Source organism: Phenylobacterium conjunctum, assembly GCF_042679085.1.
GTDB classification, from domain to species: Bacteria; Pseudomonadota; Alphaproteobacteria; order Caulobacterales; family Caulobacteraceae; genus Phenylobacterium; species Phenylobacterium conjunctum.
In genome coordinates, this window is sequence record NZ_JBHTLQ010000020.1 from 1 (window position 1) to 17,324 (window position 17,324).

23 protein-coding genes are annotated in these 17,324 nt (G+C 65.7%); 8 read left to right on the top strand and 15 right to left on the bottom strand.

What is annotated here, in order from left to right; translation table 11 throughout:
- Positions 1-455: 455 nt before the first annotated feature.
- Genes ACFQ27_RS10365 through ACFQ27_RS10380 form a run of 4 tightly spaced genes read right to left on the bottom strand, consistent with a single transcriptional unit; the run spans position 456 to position 4,457 of the window.
- A complete protein-coding gene (locus tag ACFQ27_RS10365) occupies positions 456-1,676 on the bottom strand; it encodes a hypothetical protein (RefSeq protein ID WP_377353531.1) in 1,221 nt (406 codons plus the stop codon).
- A 51-nt stretch (positions 1,677-1,727) separates the two neighbouring features.
- The gene (locus tag ACFQ27_RS10370; RefSeq protein ID WP_377353532.1) at positions 1,728-2,462 is read right to left on the bottom strand and encodes a GIY-YIG nuclease family protein; all 735 of its coding nucleotides are present in this window, start codon (positions 2,460-2,462) and stop codon (positions 1,728-1,730) included.
- On the bottom strand, positions 2,455-3,315 hold the full coding sequence (locus ACFQ27_RS10375; protein ID WP_377353533.1) for a hypothetical protein: 861 nt from the start codon (positions 3,313-3,315) through the stop codon (positions 2,455-2,457). Before ACFQ27_RS10375 ends, ACFQ27_RS10370 begins: the two co-directional genes overlap by 8 nt.
- Positions 3,312-4,457, bottom strand: a complete 1,146-nt coding sequence (locus tag ACFQ27_RS10380; protein WP_377353534.1) for a DNA cytosine methyltransferase — start codon at positions 4,455-4,457, stop codon at positions 3,312-3,314. The genes ACFQ27_RS10375 and ACFQ27_RS10380 overlap by 4 nt, the downstream gene beginning before the upstream one ends.
- Between ACFQ27_RS10380 and ACFQ27_RS10385 the strand changes: the two genes are divergently transcribed.
- Complete coding sequence (locus tag ACFQ27_RS10385; RefSeq protein WP_377353535.1) at positions 4,456-4,626, top strand: hypothetical protein; 171 nt, start codon at positions 4,456-4,458, stop codon at positions 4,624-4,626. The genes ACFQ27_RS10380 and ACFQ27_RS10385 overlap by 2 nt on opposite strands.
- A gap of 131 nt (positions 4,627-4,757) precedes the next feature.
- A complete protein-coding gene (locus tag ACFQ27_RS10390; protein ID WP_377353536.1) occupies positions 4,758-5,333 on the top strand; it encodes a hypothetical protein in 576 nt (191 codons plus the stop codon).
- A gap of 228 nt (positions 5,334-5,561) precedes the next feature.
- Here ACFQ27_RS10390 and ACFQ27_RS10395 read toward each other — a convergent pair whose 3' ends face one another.
- Positions 5,562-6,008 (bottom strand): helix-turn-helix domain-containing protein, encoded by a 447-nt coding sequence (locus ACFQ27_RS10395; RefSeq protein WP_377353537.1) that lies wholly within the window; start codon positions 6,006-6,008, stop codon positions 5,562-5,564.
- Positions 6,009-6,095: 87 nt separating this feature from the next.
- Between ACFQ27_RS10395 and ACFQ27_RS10400 the strand changes: the two genes are divergently transcribed.
- Complete coding sequence (locus tag ACFQ27_RS10400) at positions 6,096-6,326, top strand: helix-turn-helix domain-containing protein (protein WP_377353538.1); 231 nt, start codon at positions 6,096-6,098, stop codon at positions 6,324-6,326.
- A gap of 75 nt (positions 6,327-6,401) precedes the next feature.
- Here ACFQ27_RS10400 and ACFQ27_RS10405 read toward each other — a convergent pair whose 3' ends face one another.
- The 3 genes from ACFQ27_RS10405 to ACFQ27_RS10415 all read right to left on the bottom strand — a co-directional run bounded on the left by ACFQ27_RS10405 (position 6,402) and on the right by ACFQ27_RS10415 (position 8,299).
- Positions 6,402-6,932 (bottom strand): hypothetical protein, encoded by a 531-nt coding sequence (locus ACFQ27_RS10405; protein WP_377353539.1) that lies wholly within the window; start codon positions 6,930-6,932, stop codon positions 6,402-6,404.
- A gap of 233 nt (positions 6,933-7,165) precedes the next feature.
- On the bottom strand, positions 7,166-7,585 hold the full coding sequence (gene flgC, locus ACFQ27_RS10410; protein ID WP_377353540.1) for a flagellar basal body rod protein FlgC: 420 nt from the start codon (positions 7,583-7,585) through the stop codon (positions 7,166-7,168).
- 204 nt (positions 7,586-7,789) lie between these two features.
- Positions 7,790-8,299, bottom strand: coding sequence for a YybH family protein (locus ACFQ27_RS10415; protein ID WP_377353541.1), 510 nt, complete (start codon positions 8,297-8,299; stop codon positions 7,790-7,792).
- Between the two features lie 79 nt (positions 8,300-8,378).
- Here ACFQ27_RS10415 and ACFQ27_RS10420 point away from each other — a divergent pair, with 79 nt between their 5' ends.
- Positions 8,379-9,638, top strand: a complete 1,260-nt coding sequence (locus ACFQ27_RS10420; protein ID WP_377353542.1) for a type II restriction endonuclease — start codon at positions 8,379-8,381, stop codon at positions 9,636-9,638.
- On the opposite strand, the gene ACFQ27_RS10425 is transcribed toward ACFQ27_RS10420, so the two are convergent.
- From ACFQ27_RS10425 to ACFQ27_RS10440, 4 genes are all read right to left on the bottom strand, one after another.
- Positions 9,631-10,218 (bottom strand): RNA polymerase sigma factor, encoded by a 588-nt coding sequence (locus ACFQ27_RS10425; protein ID WP_377353543.1) that lies wholly within the window; start codon positions 10,216-10,218, stop codon positions 9,631-9,633. The genes ACFQ27_RS10420 and ACFQ27_RS10425 overlap by 8 nt on opposite strands.
- A complete protein-coding gene (locus ACFQ27_RS10430; RefSeq protein WP_377353544.1) occupies positions 10,215-10,637 on the bottom strand; it encodes a Spy/CpxP family protein refolding chaperone in 423 nt (140 codons plus the stop codon). Before ACFQ27_RS10430 ends, ACFQ27_RS10425 begins: the two co-directional genes overlap by 4 nt.
- 14 nt (positions 10,638-10,651) lie before the next feature.
- On the bottom strand, positions 10,652-10,945 hold the full coding sequence (locus ACFQ27_RS10435) for a hypothetical protein (RefSeq protein ID WP_377353545.1): 294 nt from the start codon (positions 10,943-10,945) through the stop codon (positions 10,652-10,654).
- A gap of 128 nt (positions 10,946-11,073) precedes the next feature.
- On the bottom strand, positions 11,074-11,517 hold the full coding sequence (locus ACFQ27_RS10440) for a DUF305 domain-containing protein (RefSeq protein WP_377353546.1): 444 nt from the start codon (positions 11,515-11,517) through the stop codon (positions 11,074-11,076).
- Between the two features lie 285 nt (positions 11,518-11,802).
- On the opposite strand from ACFQ27_RS10440, the gene ACFQ27_RS10445 reads away from it, so the two are divergent.
- The 3 genes from ACFQ27_RS10445 to ACFQ27_RS10455 are packed head-to-tail and all read left to right on the top strand — an operon-like array spanning position 11,803 to position 15,136.
- Positions 11,803-14,289, top strand: a complete 2,487-nt coding sequence (locus ACFQ27_RS10445; RefSeq protein WP_377353547.1) for a heavy metal translocating P-type ATPase — start codon at positions 11,803-11,805, stop codon at positions 14,287-14,289.
- Positions 14,286-14,723 carry a Cu(I)-responsive transcriptional regulator gene (gene cueR / locus ACFQ27_RS10450; protein WP_377353548.1) on the top strand — a complete coding sequence of 146 codons (438 nt, stop codon included), beginning with the start codon at positions 14,286-14,288 and terminating at the stop codon, positions 14,721-14,723. The genes ACFQ27_RS10445 and cueR overlap by 4 nt, the downstream gene beginning before the upstream one ends.
- Positions 14,723-15,136, top strand: a complete 414-nt coding sequence (locus ACFQ27_RS10455) for a hypothetical protein (RefSeq protein ID WP_377353549.1) — start codon at positions 14,723-14,725, stop codon at positions 15,134-15,136. Before cueR ends, ACFQ27_RS10455 begins: the two co-directional genes overlap by 1 nt.
- 26 nt (positions 15,137-15,162) lie before the next feature.
- On the opposite strand, the gene ACFQ27_RS10460 is transcribed toward ACFQ27_RS10455, so the two are convergent.
- Both ACFQ27_RS10460 and ACFQ27_RS10465 read right to left on the bottom strand, forming a co-directional pair.
- The gene (locus tag ACFQ27_RS10460; RefSeq protein WP_377353550.1) at positions 15,163-15,489 is read right to left on the bottom strand and encodes a copper-binding protein; all 327 of its coding nucleotides are present in this window, start codon (positions 15,487-15,489) and stop codon (positions 15,163-15,165) included.
- A gap of 126 nt (positions 15,490-15,615) precedes the next feature.
- Positions 15,616-15,813, bottom strand: a complete 198-nt coding sequence (locus ACFQ27_RS10465; RefSeq protein ID WP_377353551.1) for a heavy-metal-associated domain-containing protein — start codon at positions 15,811-15,813, stop codon at positions 15,616-15,618.
- 207 nt (positions 15,814-16,020) lie between these two features.
- Between ACFQ27_RS10465 and ACFQ27_RS10470 the strand changes: the two genes are divergently transcribed.
- The gene (locus tag ACFQ27_RS10470) at positions 16,021-16,434 is read left to right on the top strand and encodes a four-helix bundle copper-binding protein (RefSeq protein ID WP_377353552.1); all 414 of its coding nucleotides are present in this window, start codon (positions 16,021-16,023) and stop codon (positions 16,432-16,434) included.
- Positions 16,435-16,452: 18 nt separating this feature from the next.
- Here the strand turns inward: ACFQ27_RS10470 and ACFQ27_RS10475 are convergent, their stop codons facing one another.
- Complete coding sequence (locus tag ACFQ27_RS10475; RefSeq protein ID WP_377353553.1) at positions 16,453-17,028, bottom strand: TetR/AcrR family transcriptional regulator; 576 nt, start codon at positions 17,026-17,028, stop codon at positions 16,453-16,455.
- Between the last annotated feature and the right edge of the window lie 296 nt (positions 17,029-17,324).

Genomic DNA, 17,324 nt, shown 5'->3' on the forward strand with positions numbered 1-17,324 from the left:
ACCTGCTCTTCTTCACGTCCGTCTCCTTGGGTGACGGACTCTCACTCAAATCGAGGGATCAGGAAGGGGGCAGGTCATTCTTTTGCGCTCATGGCGGCGGCTCCGATCTGTTGAAACCGATATGAGGCGCCGAAGGCCTCGCCGCAACTTTGAGGGGGAGGCACGTGGGTCACCCCCGCCATGGGTCTATGAATGGTACGCGGGGAATGCGGGATGCCGGAATCCAGTTTGGCCGGACATCCTGATTCGTAGGGCGCCCGGGTCCGCCCCCTGGGAGACACTAGGGTCGCCGCCTGGGAGACACATCCGTCCCCCTAGGGAGGCCCCTGTGTCCGGGGGAGGAGCCAAAAAAGTGACAGACCCCTCGGTTTTTACCCCGCTTGGGGCCGCAATCCTAGCCCAACTCTTCGGCCCTGGCCCCAGACAGTCTCTGGAGCCTGTCGCCAAGGGCGAGGCTAGCCATCCAGGGGCGGCCCGTTCCAGACAGACCTGGGGAACCGACCATGTTCCAAGGCCATATCGAAAAGGTCGTGCAGGGCGTTCAGAAATCTCGCCGGCGTCCGCAGGTTCTGCGACACCACATGAAGACCGGGGTAGTCGATCAGCATGATCGGCAGCTGCAGTTCGTCGATCATGGCAAGAACCGGTTCGCTATTGGCGACCTGGTCGTGATCGAACATCTCGCGGACCACGATGAGCCCGAGCAGCTGGCGTCGGGCTAACGGAACGCCGATCGGCTCTGGCCGGCTGGCGATGACGACGCCGTCGGTCTCCTGGGCATAGACCAAGGCCCGCTTCAGCTGCTTGGTCGCCTTTTCGATCTGATTTTGGATCGTCAGCCGCTTACGGTCCATCGTCCGGCCGAGCGACGCGGCGGTGTTGGGGCTGTCTTTGGTCTCGATGAACAGCATTACCTTGTCGGTGACGACCATCACATCACTGAGCTCCTTGCCGGTGTCGGCGCGGATGGGGTTGAGATAGATGCTCTCGGCCGGGAACACGCGACCAAGCATCACGGCGATGTCCCGCTCCTGGGGCGGACCAGGATCTTCCCGGACCAGCCGAGAGATCGCAGGGTGTTGGTGTGCGTCCCGGAAGGCGTAGGCCTCCGGCCTAGTGTCGTAGAGCACCAAGTCATCGGGATAGAGTCGCTCGCCAAGCGTCAGCGTGAAGGCGGCTAGGTCGTCCGCCGCATCCCGGATGGCGAAGCGCTGGGCCAGCCGTTCCGCCAGGGCGCCATAGGTCTCCAGGTCGAACGGCGCAAACGTCGCAGCCGCGACCTCGCATTGAAACCGACTGGCATCCGCGTTGCGGACGCGCACGCCCATCAACTCGCGGTCGTGTTCGTCGAAGAAATATGCGTCGAATTCGATCTGGCTCAGCGCCGCGGTGACGTCCGCCAACAGCTCGTCGCCGTCAAAGAGGGCGGTGACCACGGTGAGCGGCTCCTCATGGTCATCGAAAGACGCGGTCACGATCCCCAGGTGGCGGTCCGATTGGTCTGGATCGCTGAACAGAAAGACTTTCAGTTCGCCGCGGAGCCGCGCGGCCAGGATCGCTTCCTTGGTCACCTTGAGCACCAAAGCGACGGTGCCGTCCGGCCATTTTACCGGCATCACGCCATACCGAAGCTGGCGCAGGTCGGGCAGAAGATAGGGATGGTTGGTCGACAACATGCTTCCGCCCCCGGCGCAGACGGCCGCCAGGGCGGCGAGACGCCACGTGTCTTAGACCTCTTCGCCTTCGGCTTCCGCTGCCACCGACGCAGCTCCGCCCAGGGCTTCATAGCGCCTGGCTGAAAGCCATTGCAGGCGTTTGGCCTGTGTCAGCAGAACCCGCCGCAGACCGCCCTGGACCTTTCGTTCAGAAATCACCTGGGCAAGTCGCGAAATGATCAGCGCGCGTCGGGCGATGCGAAAATCGGGATGAGAGCGAAGCTCGAAGACGCGCTCGGAGACGATGCGCCCGCGCAACGAAGGCGGCGCCTGTACCGCGAGGGCGCCAGGCGGCGGGTCTTTCTCGTTGAGGATCGCCTTGAACTGCGATCCCTCGACCGCGCGTTCCGTGATCAGACGCTCCAGCGCGTCTAGGTGCTGGCGGGCGGCGTGGTCGGCGCGGTTCGAGTCTTGGAACTGGGGTAGGGGCCAGACCTCGATCTCGAAGACTTCGAAGGGATCGAGCACCGACATGGCCACGGCGTCGGTCCGCTGATTGGTGAGGTGGCGCCGGATACGCGTGCGCAGTCGCTCGTTAGTCTGGCCGACGTAGATCGGCTCGCCGTCGTAGTCGAAGAAGGCGTAGACGCCCCAACGGAAGTTGCCGACCGGTGGGGCCGGTCCGCCAGGCTGCTCAAACGGCGTGTCGAGGAAGCGCGTCAGGTTCTCCCGCAGGTCCTCGGTCTCGAACGGTGGGAAATTCACCGCGTCGGGATTGCGCCCGAAGGGGGGACCCGGATCAGACACGCTGGATGGCCGTCATGTCGGACGCGTGCTGTACGGCGCCGGCGCGCCGGATCACCGTCCGGCGGAAGAGCTCATCCGCCTGTTCCCCGACCTCGAAGTCCACGTAGTTGATCTCCTCGTCGCGTCCGCCGAAGGCCGCGTGGAAGGCGGCCAACAGCTCCACCTGTTGCAAAGTCTGCGCGGCCGACTGCGGATGGGCGCGCGATGGGATGGCGGCCGGGAAGACGTAGATGCAAGGCGGTGGGGTGAGGAACGGGCCGACGGCGGTGCGACGAACGGCGCCGTCCAGCGCCGCAAGCTTAGGACAGGGTCGCCCGAGCGCGCCGCAGATCATGTCCCAGATCACGACGCCATCGACGCGCTTATTGCGGCTGATCATCTCGGCGCTGAGGCGGGTGTGGATGCCGGACCAGGCGTTCCGGCGAGGGTCTGCGCCGGAGTTTGTGCAGAGGCTCCAAGTGATGAACTCGTCGGCGTCTGCGGGGCGTTCGAACTTGTTGGTGTTCTCGCCGTCGAGGCAGCCCTTCAGGTCGATGACGGCCAGGCGGCCACTATGCAATCGGACGTAATAGTCGTTGCGCGCCTTGCCCTGGGTCCGGTCCCATCCAGCGATGAAGCCGCCGTCTTCCATGTGGTTGAGGACGTGCTGCACGAACTCGCGCTTGCCCCGCATCGTCGCGGAGAATTCACCGCGTACCTTCTCGATGGCGCCGCGGAAGATCGGGGAGCTGTAGAAGCTGGTTTCGTCTAGCCCGTGGTCGCCCAGCTGATGGGCTTGGGTTTTCAGGACCTCCGCAAAGCGTTCGATCTCGGCACGGAGCCGCGGATCCTGCTCGCAGGGGATGACCGTCACGCGGCCGCCTGCGCCGCGTCACCGACGCCGAGAAGGGGCTCGAAGAGCTGTTCCGCCAGGTGGCGAACCACATGCACGGCGACGCCGTCGCCGGTCAGGTGATAGGCCTCGTTGTAGTTCTTCGGCAGCTTATAGCTCTCGTCCAATCCCATCAGGCGGGCGGTCTCACGGGCGGAAATCAGCCGGCTACGCACCTTCTTGCCGTCGACCACGACGATCACCTGGCGGCTGGAGCCGCCGGCCGGTGTCCGCAGGCAGCCGGCGACATCGTCGAACCGGACTTCCGCCCGCTGCACCTTCACCCCGCGCTCATCCAGCCGTGTGCGCTTGTAGACGCAGCCCACCATACGCCGGCCGGCGCGTTTAGCGGCTTCCAGCTTGGCCTTGTTGACCGGAGACATCTTGCCGATCAGCAGATCCCGCTCGGCGTCGGTGTGCCAGCTGACGCTGGTCGGGTTCTCTTCGATAAAGTCGGCGAAAGTGGTGTTGCGTCTCGCTGGCGCGGGAATGTTCCACCAAACCATCTTCTTCTGGGCCGTCTTGCTGACGCGCTCGAAGGCGCGCTGCAGGGCGGCGGTGTGGAACGGCGCGATCGGCTCTGGCGAAAGCAGGGCTGGGTCGACTTCGACGTCGTCGCGGACGCCGATGATGAACAGCCGCGGCCGCGACTGCGGTACGAACAGGGCGGCGTTGATGACCAGCGCGCCATAGCGATAGCCGGCGTCGGCGAAGGTCTTGCAGATCGCCTCGAAATCGCGGCCGCTGTGCGAGGTCAGGGTCCCGAGGACGTTTTCCAAGGCGATGAGCTTCGGAGCGCGCCCGTCGGCGACCAATCCCTTCACGATCTCCCAGAAGGGATAGAAGGTGCCCGAGCGTTCGCCCTTCAAGCCGGCGCCGCCGCCGGCCAGCGACAGATCCTGGCACGGAAAAGAGCCCCAGATCAGATCGGCGTGTCCGGGCAGTTCAGCCGCCTTGATCTTCCGGACGTCGTCAATCCTGAGCACGTCCCCGGTGGGATAGTTCAACTGGTACGTCAGGCCCTTCTTCGTGTCGAAGTCGTTAGCGAACAGACACGTCCAACCCTTGCCGAGGCCGGCCCGCGCCATGCCGCCGCCCGCGAAGAATTCGTAGAAGCTAGGCATGGTCCGCGCCGCCTTTTCCTCGGCCGCTCTCTGCGCGATCACGGGCCAATTTCTCTTCGACTGCTTCGGTTATCCAAGTGTTACGCGAGATGTTCCCCGGACGAGCGCCTCGGGCCGCATCAATGGCGTCGAAGGTTTCGCCCGGGAGCCGCAGATTGATCCGGTCTAGGGTGCGGACCGTCGCCGTTTTCGAATCAGGTATCATGGCGCCAGAGTGGCGCCACATGGGCGACCCGTCGAGCGTAGTTTCTATTTTGTTCTACTTCTGCCGTAGGTCAAGCTTTCCGAGGGGAGGCGAGAATGATCGGTGTTCGCGTCTACCCGGCCCCTCCCGAGCGTGAGATCGATGTCGAGGCGCTGGCCGTCCTCTCTGAGGAAGAGGCGGATGCCGGCGAGGACGATGGCCTGCAGGGCAACCAGCAATACCGCGATCTACGCGGCATCAGCTGGGAACAGGTGGCGGACGGCCTGAGGGCCGAGGCGGCGCTATTACAGCGCTTTGAGGCGAGCGAAGATCTCGACGCAGAGGCTGAGCGCTATGACGAGGAGCGGGACGAGGCCCTCCTGCCAGAGGACGACCATTGGGGGCTGGACGTCGGTGTGATCGGCGCGGCCTTGGCCTTGTCGGCCATGGGCGCCACGACGGTCAGCAGCTGCAATGCGGGCGGCTTCGGCGGTTTCCACGTCGCCCAGTTTCCACACATCGCCTTCTTCCTGCCCCGGGAGATCGCCGAAGAGGTATTGGCGGTCGCCGAGGCGGCCGGCGTCGGCTTGGCTATGACGACCGGCGGGCTGGTCTGCCTATCGGGCCGGACAGACCTTGACCTCCACCGGTTTGGCGAAGTCGCGTTGACGCGACATCGCAAGGCGGAATGACTCGGAGGCCTCGTCGCCACGCCGAGCGAACGGCTCGCTGATCGGCTCCGCCGCTACGCACGCGGCCGGTAGCGCTCGATCGCCAAGTAGGCGACGATGGCCAAGCCCGATGCCACGACCCAAAACGGCATCCAGGCGGAAGCGTCTGCGAGAATGGAAGCCATCACGCCGGCGAGGCCAGCCAGGGGCATGGCTAAGAGCAGGTCTCTGCGACGAAACCTCACTTGCTCACTCGGGCTTGGACCGGCCCTTGGAGTCGGGCGACGGGTGATCATTAGCGGCGATTTCACGGGCCAGGTCGGCGAGGCCCTTTCGGACGCTGCGCCTTCGAATGCTCAAGAAGGCCTCCGCGAGCGCCTTGCCGTTGGGTTCCGCGAGGAGCTCCTCGACGACTCCACTCCATGCTTTTGCATAGGCGTCGCCATCCGGCGTCGCAGGATCCGCGAGCCCTTCGAAGAAATGGCTAACCGGCACGTCCAAACATCGGGCCGCCTCATAGAGTTTTGAAGCGCTGATGCGATTCGTCCCACGTTCGTATTTTTGGACTTGCTGGAAGGTCAGACCAAGACCGCAGGCCAAGCGTTCCTGGCTCATGCCGAGCTGTCGACGCCTCAGCCGAAGGCGATTGCCAACGTGGATATCGACGTGAGCTGGCTCCGAGCCCATGTGAAGCATCTCCGCGGGTGCCAAATCCTACCGCCACCCCATCAATAGGACATATATGTCCTAGAAGTTGTCGACGCACCGTTAAATCCATCACGCATGGATTGGAATAGGGTCGTCGGGCGCAACGTGCGGCGTCTCAGGTTGGCGCGCAAGTTGACCCAGGAGGACCTTGCCGGAGAGGCCGGCCTGGCCATGCGGCACCTGGGCCGGATCGAACGCGGGACCAGCAGTCCGACGGTCGCCATCCTCGGTCGCCTTGCAGAAGCGATGGAGGTGCAGCCTGGCGCGTTCTTTGCGGACGAGCATAATGATGATGATGGCGTGTAGCGGTAGCCGTTCCGCATTTTGCCGGCCCGGCTCGGGACAGCTCGAAACCGGCGTCGCCGAAGCTGCAACATTCGTTCAGCCGGGCCCGCCAGTGCGCATCGTTTCGAGGAGAGCAACGATCTGGGGAGTGATCGCCGCCCCGATCGTCAGGACCGCGACGCACTCGCCGTAGGCCTCGGCCGACGCGAGATTGAAGAGCGAGCGTTCGTCAAACCAGCGCAGCCCGGCGGCGAGCGTTACGTCCTCGGACTGGTGGGTCATGGCCTCACTCCAGACTTGGCTGTAGAGGCTCGCATCGTCAAAGAGGATTCGCCAGATTTCACTTTCCGTACAGGATGGCTCGATTGCGATCTGCACGCGTCGAAGCTCGCTGTGCATCTTCTCAAGGAAGGCGCTCATGACTGCCTTCGGCTTGTCACCGGCCAACTTGCAGCGCGCCAGCTCGGCGTCCGCCGAGATCCAGGCGACAGCCATGAAGTATCGGGTCACGTCCGCCCTAAATTGCGCCTCGGCTGGATCGCTGAGCGGACCCATGACGACCTTGTCCCGGGTGCGTGCGACGATCTCGAACAGCCGGTCTCCAATGGGGTCCGTTCGTCGTTTCACCGTTCAGCTCAGGCCGGTTTGAGATCACTGCACCCGATTATGTATACGCACGGTGAGAGGGGTTTCCCGCACCCTCCCAACGTGGACACGTCAATGGTCGACCCCTCCCGCTGGCGCCGGCTTGGTCGAACCACGCCAACTCAGGAGGCCTTCGCGCCTACGAGCCCAGTAAATGTCGCAGCCTCTGCGGACCTACGCTTGTAGCCCAGTTGGCCCGCGGGTCGAGATCGGGATCAGCGCTTCAAGAGATCAAGCGTCCGCTTCTCCATGGCGTCTTGGGTCTCGAGCACGTTCAGATTGGCTTCGTAGGCGCGCATGGCCTGCTTCATGTCCAGCCCTTCGACCAGCCCATCAACATTGGGCAGCAGAACATAGCCGCTCGCGTCGGCGGCGGGGTGCCCGGGGTTGTAAGCCTTGGTGAACGCCGATGGGTCGGGTTTGACGCCGGCCATCTGGACGCCGTCGCCGCCCTCCATCCGCAGGACCTTGAACACAGGGACTTGACGTCGATAGGGCTCCCCGCCCGGGGTTTGCGCCGTCGAAGATGAATTGGCCATGTTTTCGGCGATGACGCGCATTCGGGCTTGCTCAGCCCGAAGCGCCGATGCGGCAATGGCGGCGACGCCGTCGCCCGGCATCCCGATCTTGGCCATGACCGTCCTATTCCTCGTCAGCTCAGCGTAGATTCAAGCGTCGTGGTTAATGCCGAGTTAACATCGTGTAAACCCGAGAAAAGACCGTCCCGGCAATCTCTCAAATCTGGGACAACAACTCTAACATTCCAAGAATGTTAGAGTTGTTGTCTGGATACATCTTAGGGGCCTCCGGCCCGGTGGTGACAGGCCGCAGTCTGAGCCTTAGCGCGCCGCCATTGGCAGTGCGCGCGATGACCAGTGCACGTGAACGATCCGCCAGGCCCCAGCCGCCTTCTCCAAGATCATGGTCTCCGTGGTGATCCGCGGCTGCGCCTTGCCTTCGGCTTGCGGGCGAACCGCGCCTTCCGAGGCGATCCAGGCAAAGTTACCGTCGCCGCCGCCACTGCGACGGTTCAGGGTTTCCGTAGCCAGCTTGGCGAACGCCGCGTCAGCCGGCAGATGATGGGCCGCGTAGTCCGATCTCGAGCGCTCGGCCCCACCGGCCTCGAAGATCAGCACGGCGTCCGCGAGCAGGCTCTCGGCTTTGGACGTGTCGCCCGCTTTCAGAGCCGAATGGAACGCATCGACCACGGTCGCCGCCTCGGCGGCGGCGGGGTTGAGATTCGCGGCTGTCAGCGAAGGGTTGGGGACCGGATCATGGGCGGACGCCGCCATCGGCGCGGCGAGCAGGGCCGCGGCTATGACCGGGACCAGTTTGGCGAGACGAACCATCTAAGGGCCTTTTCGACAGTGGGAGAGCTTGTGATCGGAGGTCGGCGCAGCGAACATGCGCGCCTGCGGGGGGATGGGTTTGTCCGACGAGTTGACACGTGAACTGCTGAGCCGGTGGCGGAACGATCCGGCGGGCGCCTATCAGAGCTGGTTCCTTTGGGAGGACCGCCTGAAGAACTTCCGGTCGATCCGACGCGGCGTCCAACAGGTGGCCGCTGAGATCGAGGCCGAGAGATTCGGCGTCGCCTACCGCGGATCGTCTCTGGAGACCGTCGTCCATTCGATCGCCGAGCAGCGGCAGGTGTTCAAGGGGGCGGACCACGCCTTCCTGTGGAAACCCAAGCTGCGCATCCCCGACATCTATGAGCACCCGGGCAACCAGCGCGCCTTCGGTCAGCTGCTGGACGCCTGTGTCTGTTGCGACACCGAAGAGCATGTCCTGGCCGAGATTCACCGGATCGATGCGCTGAAGATCAAGGGTCTGGGCCCAGCGGTGGCCAACATCCTCTACTTCCTGCATCCGACCATCGCGCCGCCGTTCAACACCGCGATCGTGCGCGGCTACAACGCCTTGACCGGCGCCAACGTGAAGCTCGGTCGCTGGGACGAGTACCTGGCGATGCGGCAGGGCCTGATCGCCTTTAATCGCAAATACCGCGACTTGCTGTCCAATGACCTCGGCGCGGCCGCTGCGTTCTGTTTCGACCTGGGCATGGGGCTTTATGCGCCGCCGCCGCGCACCAATGACGCCGCCGCGCGAGCCGACTGGGCGGCGGATCTGGCCAGAGTTCGCGCCCAGGCCGCTAAACCATCGGCGGCCGATGCGGACGCGCGGACCCACACCGAAATCCAGGGCTGGCTGCGCGATCTCGGGCGCGCGCTGGGCTACGATGTATGGATCGCGCAGAACGACCGTGGGCGGCCGTGTGGGCCCGGTCGCCTGGGCGATCATTGCCTGGAGCGATTGCCGACGGCGCTCGACAGTCGCCCAGGCGCCGAAGCCGTGCGCCTGATCGATGTGCTGTGGCTGAACACGGCGAGCGCCATCGTGGCCGCCTTCGAGGTGGAGCATACGACCTCGATCTATTCCGGGATCGTGCGGATGCTGGACCTCGCGCTCGGCGGCGACGCGAGCGGCCTTCACAGCCTGTTCCTCGTCGCGCCCGACAAGCGCGAAGCTGACGTGCGCGCGCAGATCGCCCGACCGGCCTTCAGCCGGATCGCCGACCTGAGCGTGCGGTATCTGCCGTATAGCGCCCTGGAGCAGCATCGGGAGGCGATGGCCCGTTTCGGATCCGGGGTTGCGGCGCTCGAGAAGGTCTCCCACCGGCTCACCTAGCCGAAGGCCGCATGTCGGTGTCGAGCTGCTCGGCCAGAAGTTTGCGCGCCCGGTAGACGCGGGTCTCGATCGTTTTGATCGAGACGCCGAGGATTTGCGCGGCGTCCTGCTGGCTCAGACCTTCGAATGCGGTCAGCAGCAGCGGCTCCTTTAGGGCGGCTGGCAGCCGCGCGACGGCCCGGTCCAGCCGTACCGCCTGTTCGTCCTCCAACACGCCGGCTTCGGCGCTGGGCGAGGGGTCCGGCGCGCTCAGAGCCTCGGTGTCATCAAGTCCGCCCGACCCGAAGATCACACGACGGACCACCATTCGGCGGCCACGATCGCGCGCCTTGTTGATCGCGATCGTGCGCAGCCAGGCGCCGAAGGGGCGTTGCGAATCGTAGCGCTTCAGCGCGCTCCAGGCGGCGATGAAGGCTTCGTGGACGGCTTCGTAGGCTTCGTCAGAGTCCCCGGTGTAGCGGCGCAGCAGGCGATAGAGGCCATCCTTGTGGCGACGAACGAGCACCGCGAAAGCCCGATCATCCCCGGCCGCGGCTGATCGGGCGAGGATGCTGTCGGACGCCTCGGCGTCCACGGTCACCTCGTGTCTTCGGTCAGGGACCTGACGACAGTCTCGTCGAACCTGGCCGTCTGAGCAGGCGTCAGCACCGCGCGCATCGCCAGGGTGTGCACGATTGTTTCTTTTTGGAGTTCGCCCATGGCGCGGTGGAAACGATCGATCGCCGCCTGCACCTGCGGCGTGTAGGCGTGGTTCTGCTGGAAGGCCTGCGCCAATTGAGCGTTGGCGGCCCGCATCTCGGCCTCGAGCGCTTGGCGCCTGGCTTCGTGGTCACGTTCCATCCCGGCTATGCGCCGCTCCTGGTCGGCGGTCAGGCCGAGCTTCTCATGCACCAGCTCATGCAACGGTGTCGGCCGCTGCATCCGGTGCATGACGTATTGCGCGCCGCCCCAGACCCCTAGGATGGCCACCAACACCGACAAGATCAGCGTCAGCGCCATGCTCCTCATAACGCTCACCGGCGGCCCTCCAACAGGTTGGACGGGGCGAGGTGGGCGCCACTGGAGAAGGCGCCATCGTGCTGCGGCGCCAGCGCGGCCGAGGCGGCGACCGCTCCGCCCGCCGTCAAGCCCATCGCCAGGGCGAGGCTCACCGAGGCGAAGCGAACCGGCGCGAGCGCGGCGAGCGCGCGCGCGTCGCGCCGACGCGCTGCGATGCTGCGGCCGATCCGCGCCTCCAGTCCGTCCAAGGAACGGTCAGCCGGGGCCGCCGCCAATCGATCGACCAGCTCGTCCAAGCGTTCGCTCATGTGAAATCCTTCAAGGTCGCCCCTAGGAACTATACGTTCCAGCCCGGCCTAACCCCTAAAGGATCATTGGACGACGCGCACGACGAGCCGCCGTCGACCGTCGGGACTCGCCGCCGCACCCGTTGGGATCAGCCGCCGTGCGCTTTGAGCCAGGCCTGGAGTTCGGCCTTGCCCTTGGTGTTCTCGTCGATCGTCTGCTGGGCGATCATCTTGGCGTCCGCATCGCTCCCGTGCCGAAGCTGGATCTGCGCCATGTCGATGGCGCCTTGGTGGTGGGCCATCATCTTGCGGGCGAATGTCACGTCGGGCGTGGAGCCCTTCGCGCTCATCATCGCCTGATCCATCTTCTTGATGGCCGCCATGTAGTCGTTCATGGCCATCATATTGTGATCGCCCTTCATGCCCTTCATCCCCGGCATGGCGCTGTGGTCCATCCCCTTCATGGGGCCTTGATTCGATTGGGCCGACGCCGTGGCCGCCCCGACCGAGAGCGCCGCGATCGCCGCGAGGATCGTCGTTGTCTTTCGCATCTTCTCTGTTCCGTCCTGACATTGAGGCGCGACCTTGGCCACTCGCCTGGTCACGAACGCGAATAGAACCGCCACAACCGGACTTCGTTGCTTGAACCCCGCAAAGGGTCGCAAGCCAAAGGCCTCCCATGATTGGAGGGTCGCGCGATGCGCGTCGCCTGTTTCTTGGCCATGACTTTGCGCGCGCTTCCAGAGCGCGACGGCAGGCAAAGCCCTGAGGGGCGTGCTTGCGCTCGCGCGTATCCCAAGAACAGCACCGACGGAGCCTTGACCTTCCCATGATGGGAAGCCCTATCTGAGTTGGGCATCGGAAGAAGGAACCCTGCGATGCCCGAAGCTGCGACCCTCGACGCCATCGAACTGCCCGTGCTCGGCATGACCTGTGCGAGCTGCGTGGGTCGGGTCGAACGGGCGATCGGCGCCGTGCCCGGCGTGCGCCGCGCCAGCGTCAATCTGGCGGCGGAGCGCGCCCATGTCGAAGGTGGCGATCCCGCTGCTGTGGCCGCCGCCATTCGCGCGGTCGGCTACGAGCCGCTCGAACATACCGTTGAGCTTCAGGTCCGCGGCATGACCTGCGCGAGTTGCGTCGGCCGGGTTGAACGCGCGCTGAAGTCGGAACCCGGAGTGCTCGACGCACAGGTCAACCTGGCGACGGAACGGGCCACGGTCCGGGTACTGGAGGGAACGGTGACCTCTGAGCGTCTTGCCGCGGTGATCGCCGAGGCCGGCTATGACGCAAGTATGGTGGAAGCGGCGGGGGGCGCCAACGAAGACCGCGAGCAGGCCGCGCGTCTGGCGGAGATTGGCGCCCTGCGCCGATCCGTCATGCTCGCCGCGGTCGCGACCCTTCCGCTTTTCACGTTGGAGATGGCGCGTCACGTCTCGCCCAGCGTCCACCACTGGCTGGCCACGACCTTGGGGGAACAGCCCTGGCGGTTGATCAGCCTGGCCCTGGCGAGCTTCGTGCTCTTCGGCCCCGGGCTGCGCTTCTACAAGAAGGGCGTGCCCAACCTTTTGCGGCGCGCGCCGGACATGAACAGCCTCGTCGTGCTGGGCGCCACCGCAGCCTGGGCCTATTCGCTGGTGGCGACGCTATTTCCCCGGGCGCTGCCCGCCGGGACGAATAACGTCTACTACGAAGCCGCCGCCGTGATCGTGACCCTGATCCTGCTCGGCCGCTGGTTCGAGGCCCGCGCCAAGGGGCGCACGAGCGAAGCGATCAAGCGTCTATTGCATCTGCAAGCCAAGACCGCGCGCGTTCAGCGAGGCGGGGAAGACGTCGAAGTGCCGATCGAGGCCGTGCGGCCCGGCGATCTGGTGATCGTCCGCCCCGGCGAGCGCATACCCGTGGACGGCGAGATTCTCGACGGCGGCTCCTTCGTCGACGAATCGATGATCACCGGCGAGGCGATGCCGGTCGAAAAGGGTCCAGGCGCGGTCGTGGTCGGCGGCACCGTGAACAAGACTGGCGCTTTTCGCTTCCGCGCCACCAAGGTCGGGGCCGATACCCTGCTGGCGCAGATCGTCCGCATGGTCGAGCAGGCGCAAGGCGCCAAGCTGCCGATCCAGGCCCTGGTCGATCAGGTCACAGCCTTCTTCGTGCCCGTGGTGATCGCGCTTGCCGCACTGACCTTTGGGGTCTGGCTGGTGTTCGGACCGGCCCCGGCGCTCGGGCTTGCGCTGGTCAACGCCGTCGCCGTGCTGATCATCGCCTGTCCCTGCGCGATGGGCTTGGCGACACCCACGTCGATCATGGTCGGGACGGGCCGCGCGGCCGAGCTCGGCGTGCTCTTTCGCCGCGGGGAATCGCTTCAGGCGCTGCGTGACGTGAAGGCCGTGGTCTTCGACAAGACCGGGACGCTCACCTTGGGCCGTCCAGCGCTCACGACCTTGCAAGTCCTCGAAGGATACGAGGAGAACGAGATCCTGGCCGCAGCCGCCAGCGTCGAGAACCTCTCCGAGCACCCGATTGGCGAAGCGATCGTCAGCGAGGCGCGGCGGCGGGGCCTGCCCCTCCATCCGGTCACGGACTTCCAGGCCACCCCAGGCTTTGGTGTGACGGCGGCGGTCGCCGGGCATGACCTGGTGATTGGGGCGGGACGCCACCTTCAGGCCGCGGGGATCGACGTCTCCTCCTTGTCGGATCGAGCGGACGCCTTGGCCGATGCGGGCGAGAGCCCCCTCTTCGTCGGCATCGATGGTCGCCTCGCGGGCTTGCTCGCGGTCGCCGACCCGATCAAGCCAACCTCGGCCGAGGCGATCGCGGCGCTGCACAAACTTGGGCTGAAGGTGGCCATTGTCACCGGCGACCATCACCGCACCGCCGCGGCCGTCGCCCGCGCGCTCGGGGTGGATGAGGTTCTCGCCGACGTCTTGCCCGACGGCAAGGCGCGCGCCGTGGTGCGCCTGCGCGAGCGCTATGGCGCCGTCGCCTTCGTCGGTGACGGGGTCAATGACGCGCCCGCCCTGGCCACGGCCGAAGTGGGCATCGCCATGGGGCAGGGGACCGATATCGCCATCGAAAGCGCCGACGTGGTGCTGATGGGGGGCGATCTGACCGGCGTGGTGACGGCGCTCGGCCTGTCCCGCGCGACGTTGCGCAACATACGGCAGAACCTCGGATGGGCGTTCGGCTACAATGTCGTGCTGATCCCGCTCGCCGCCGGCGTCCTTTACCCGGCCTTCGGTTGGCTGCTGTCGCCAATGCTGGCGGCGGGCGCGATGGCGCTCTCCAGCATCAGTGTTCTGACCAACGCCTTGCGCCTGAGACGCTACAGGCCACCGGGGATTTCGGCGGCAGGGGGAACTGCATGAACATCGGCCAGGCTGCGCGCGCCTCCGGCGTGTCCGCGAAGATGATCCGCTACTACGAGCAGATCGGACTGATCCGGCCGGCCGAGCGCACCGACAGCAACTACCGCAGCTTCAGCGAACGCGACGTCAACGATCTGCGCTTCATCAAACGCGGCCGTTCGCTGGGCTTCTCGGTCGAGGAGATCACCAATCTTCTGTCCCTTTGGCGCGACCACACCCGTCCGAGCCGAGAGGTGAAGGCGATCGCCGACGCCCACGTCTCGGACCTGCGGGCGCGAATCGCCGAGATGCAGGCCATGGCCGACACGCTGACGGCGCTCTCGGAGGGTTGCGCCGGCGACGAGCGCTCTGACTGTCCAATCCTCAGCGACCTTGCCGAGGGGCCCAAGCCGCGCGCGGCCCGGATCGCAGACCACGACGGGGCGAGCTCGTGATGCGCCGGGGCTGGCTCTTGGCGCTGACCCTCTGGCCCACTGCAAGCCAGGCGGGCCCGGCCGACTATCGGTTCGAAGCCGTGGCGCCCGTTGTCGAACGTGGCGTGGGCGTGCCGATCAAGATCCAGGTCTGGTCGCGCGCAGGCGCGGTCCTGGTTGGGGGCGTGGACATGGGAGAGGCGCGGGTCGACCGGTCGCCAGAAGGTCAGCTCGGAGGGGCCCTGCCGGCGTTCTTCACACCGAGCCTGGAATACGGGACCTACAACTTCCGCGCCGACCTGCCGACCGATGGGATCTGGGCGCTCAAGTTTATCGCTCGCATTCCGGGAGAGGCTCAGCCAATCACCGGGAGCGTCACCTTCAAGGTGGTGGGCCGGATCGTGGCCAATAAGCCGCCGGGACGGCGGCCCTAGTCTGGCGCGCCGTCCCGCGGACCGTCCTATTTGGGTTGAATAGCCACCACTTCGGGGGTGGCTCCCGGCTTCACGGTGAAGCTGACTTGCTGGCCCACCTTGAGCCCTTGCAAGAGGGCGGGGTCAGCCTTGAACGGCATCGTCATCGCCGGCCAGCCGAGAGTCGCAATCGGGCCGTGCTGCAGCGTCACGGAGCCCGCCTTGGCATCGAGCTTCTTGATCACACCCGCGCCTTGGGCGCCGGCGGCGGCCGGCTGACCCATGCCCGGCATCTTGCTCATGTCGTGGCCAGCCTGGGCGAAGGCGGGGCCGCCGAGGGCGAGCGCCGCGACGGTGGCGAGTAGCAACTTCATCCGAATCTCCTGGTCTTGCACAAAGGGAAAGAGGCGCGGGGCCTCACAGGTCATCTCGCTAGGATTACGCACGACGGACGTCGCGGCCCTCAACCGGCGCGTCTCACCGCCGGGGTGGGGCGGCGATTAAGCCGCCGCAGCGACGTAGCCGGCGTCCGCTATCGCCCGGATGACCGCCTGTGGGTCTGCAGCGGTTTCGGCCTCGACCCGCTTGGCGCTCAGGTCCACGCGCACGTCCGCTTTCGGATCGACGCTCTTCACGGCGTCGGTCACCGACCGCACGCAGTGCCCGCAAGTCATGCCCTCAATGTTTAGGCGAAGCATATCTCATCTCCTCGTTTCGGTTCACTTCGCCCCGGAACATAGGGATTCCCACGGTGGGAAGGTCAAGGGCAGCCGCTGTAAGTAAATGCGGGCAACCCTCCAAGGATAGTAAGCTTCTGTCTTTTCTCAGTAATCCGCCCTTTCTGCGGAACTCCGTCAGGCACTGCCGGTTCACGACCATGACCCCGAAGCCAGAGGAGAATTGCCATGCACGTCCAGCAGATGATCGCGACCCACCCCGACGTTCAGGGGAACACCAACGAGGCCCTGATCCGGTGCATCGAGGCCTGCTACGAATGCGCCCAGACCTGCACGAGCTGCGCCGACGCCTGTCTGGCGGAGGACATGGTCAAGGACTTGGTCCAGTGCATCCGCCTCAATCTCGACTGCGCCGACGTGTGCGCGGCGACAGGATCGGTCGCGTCACGGCGGAGCGGGAGCAACGAGCTGGTGATCAAGCGGATGATCGAGACCTGCGCCGAAGCTTGCCGGCTCTGCGGTGAAGAATGCGAAAAGCACGCGCAGATGCACGACCATTGCCGCATCTGCGCTGAGGCCTGCCGGCGGTGCGAGCAGGCGTGCCAAGAGGCCGCTGACACCATTACGCCAACGCTGCAATAGCGCCTGCTGATTGAGGCGTCAGCCGCGCGCCACGGGCCGCAGGCCGTCCAGCGTCACCTCGACGAGCCGGCTGACCGCGGCCTTGGTCGGCAAGGCGCCCGCGGCGGTGAGGGCGTGCAGGCAGTAGCTGGCCAGTTCGTCCGGGGCGATGTCGGACCGCAGCGCCCCGCTTTCGGCGCCCTCCGCCAGGAGTTCCCCGACGAGGTCGCGCAGGCGTTGATGCGCGCGGACAACATGGTCGCCTCGATGCAGCAGCGCCGCCAGGTCGGCGTCGTGGCGTTGGTGCGAAATCATCGCGAAGGCCATGAGCACCGCCTTCAGCCGCTCGCCGATATCGCCGCCCTGGTCGCGGATCCGGGTCAGCTGGTGCAGGTGGGCGCCGATCTGGCGCTCGTGCCAGGCCGTCAGGATCGCCTCGATGTCCGGGAAATACTTGTAGAGCGTGGCGCGCCCGATGCCGGTGGCCTCGGCGATCTTCGACATGGTCACCGACGCCAGCCCGTGTTCGGCCACCAGCGCCGCCGTGGCGTCCAGGGTGGCATGACGCACCGCCTCGCGGTGGCTTTCGATCGTATCGTTCCAGAGTCTCGGCACCCGGCCACCATAGGCGCTCCGACTGGTCTGTCGATATGCGAGACGGATTGACTCTAGCGAGACATACTGTCTCGATAAAGGGCGAGGGTGAAACAACCCCGCTTGAGAGACAGGCCATGGCCGAACCCGCCGACAGACCAAATGATGACCCTGCCCGCCGGGCGTCTGCGCCGGGTGCGCCGCGCTGGGTCAAGGTGTTCGGCCTTATCGTCGCCGCCCTGGCCCTTCTGTTCGCGGCCCTGCATCTCACCGGCCTGCCCCCAGGTGCACACGGGGTCCACGGTGCGCACGCGGGG

What these genes read in the sequence shown, in the direction of transcription:
- ACFQ27_RS10455 (WP_377353549.1), top strand. Translation starts at nt 14,723, where the DNA reads ATGCGCCGGGGCTGGCTCTTGGCGCTGACCCTCTGGCCCACTGCAAGC.
- ACFQ27_RS10435 (WP_377353545.1), bottom strand. Translation starts at nt 10,945, where the DNA reads ATGAGCGAACGCTTGGACGAGCTGGTCGATCGATTGGCGGCGGCCCCG.
- ACFQ27_RS10380 (WP_377353534.1), bottom strand. Translation starts at nt 4,457, where the DNA reads ATGCCTAGCTTCTACGAATTCTTCGCGGGCGGCGGCATGGCGCGGGCC.
- ACFQ27_RS10385 (WP_377353535.1), top strand. Translation starts at nt 4,456, where the DNA reads ATGGTCCGCGCCGCCTTTTCCTCGGCCGCTCTCTGCGCGATCACGGGC.
- ACFQ27_RS10465 (WP_377353551.1), bottom strand. Translation starts at nt 15,813, where the DNA reads ATGCTTCGCCTAAACATTGAGGGCATGACTTGCGGGCACTGCGTGCGG.
- ACFQ27_RS10390 (WP_377353536.1), top strand. Translation starts at nt 4,758, where the DNA reads ATGATCGGTGTTCGCGTCTACCCGGCCCCTCCCGAGCGTGAGATCGAT.
- ACFQ27_RS10415 (WP_377353541.1), bottom strand. Translation starts at nt 8,299, where the DNA reads ATGGTTCGTCTCGCCAAACTGGTCCCGGTCATAGCCGCGGCCCTGCTC.
- ACFQ27_RS10430 (WP_377353544.1), bottom strand. Translation starts at nt 10,637, where the DNA reads ATGGCGCTGACGCTGATCTTGTCGGTGTTGGTGGCCATCCTAGGGGTC.
- ACFQ27_RS10365 (WP_377353531.1), bottom strand. Translation starts at nt 1,676, where the DNA reads ATGTTGTCGACCAACCATCCCTATCTTCTGCCCGACCTGCGCCAGCTT.
- ACFQ27_RS10400 (WP_377353538.1), top strand. Translation starts at nt 6,096, where the DNA reads ATGGATTGGAATAGGGTCGTCGGGCGCAACGTGCGGCGTCTCAGGTTG.
- ACFQ27_RS10395 (WP_377353537.1), bottom strand. Translation starts at nt 6,008, where the DNA reads ATGCTTCACATGGGCTCGGAGCCAGCTCACGTCGATATCCACGTTGGC.
- ACFQ27_RS10460 (WP_377353550.1), bottom strand. Translation starts at nt 15,489, where the DNA reads ATGAAGTTGCTACTCGCCACCGTCGCGGCGCTCGCCCTCGGCGGCCCC.
- flgC (WP_377353540.1), bottom strand. Translation starts at nt 7,585, where the DNA reads ATGGCCAAGATCGGGATGCCGGGCGACGGCGTCGCCGCCATTGCCGCA.
- cueR (WP_377353548.1), top strand. Translation starts at nt 14,286, where the DNA reads ATGAACATCGGCCAGGCTGCGCGCGCCTCCGGCGTGTCCGCGAAGATG.
- ACFQ27_RS10470 (WP_377353552.1), top strand. Translation starts at nt 16,021, where the DNA reads ATGCACGTCCAGCAGATGATCGCGACCCACCCCGACGTTCAGGGGAAC.
- ACFQ27_RS10445 (WP_377353547.1), top strand. Translation starts at nt 11,803, where the DNA reads ATGCCCGAAGCTGCGACCCTCGACGCCATCGAACTGCCCGTGCTCGGC.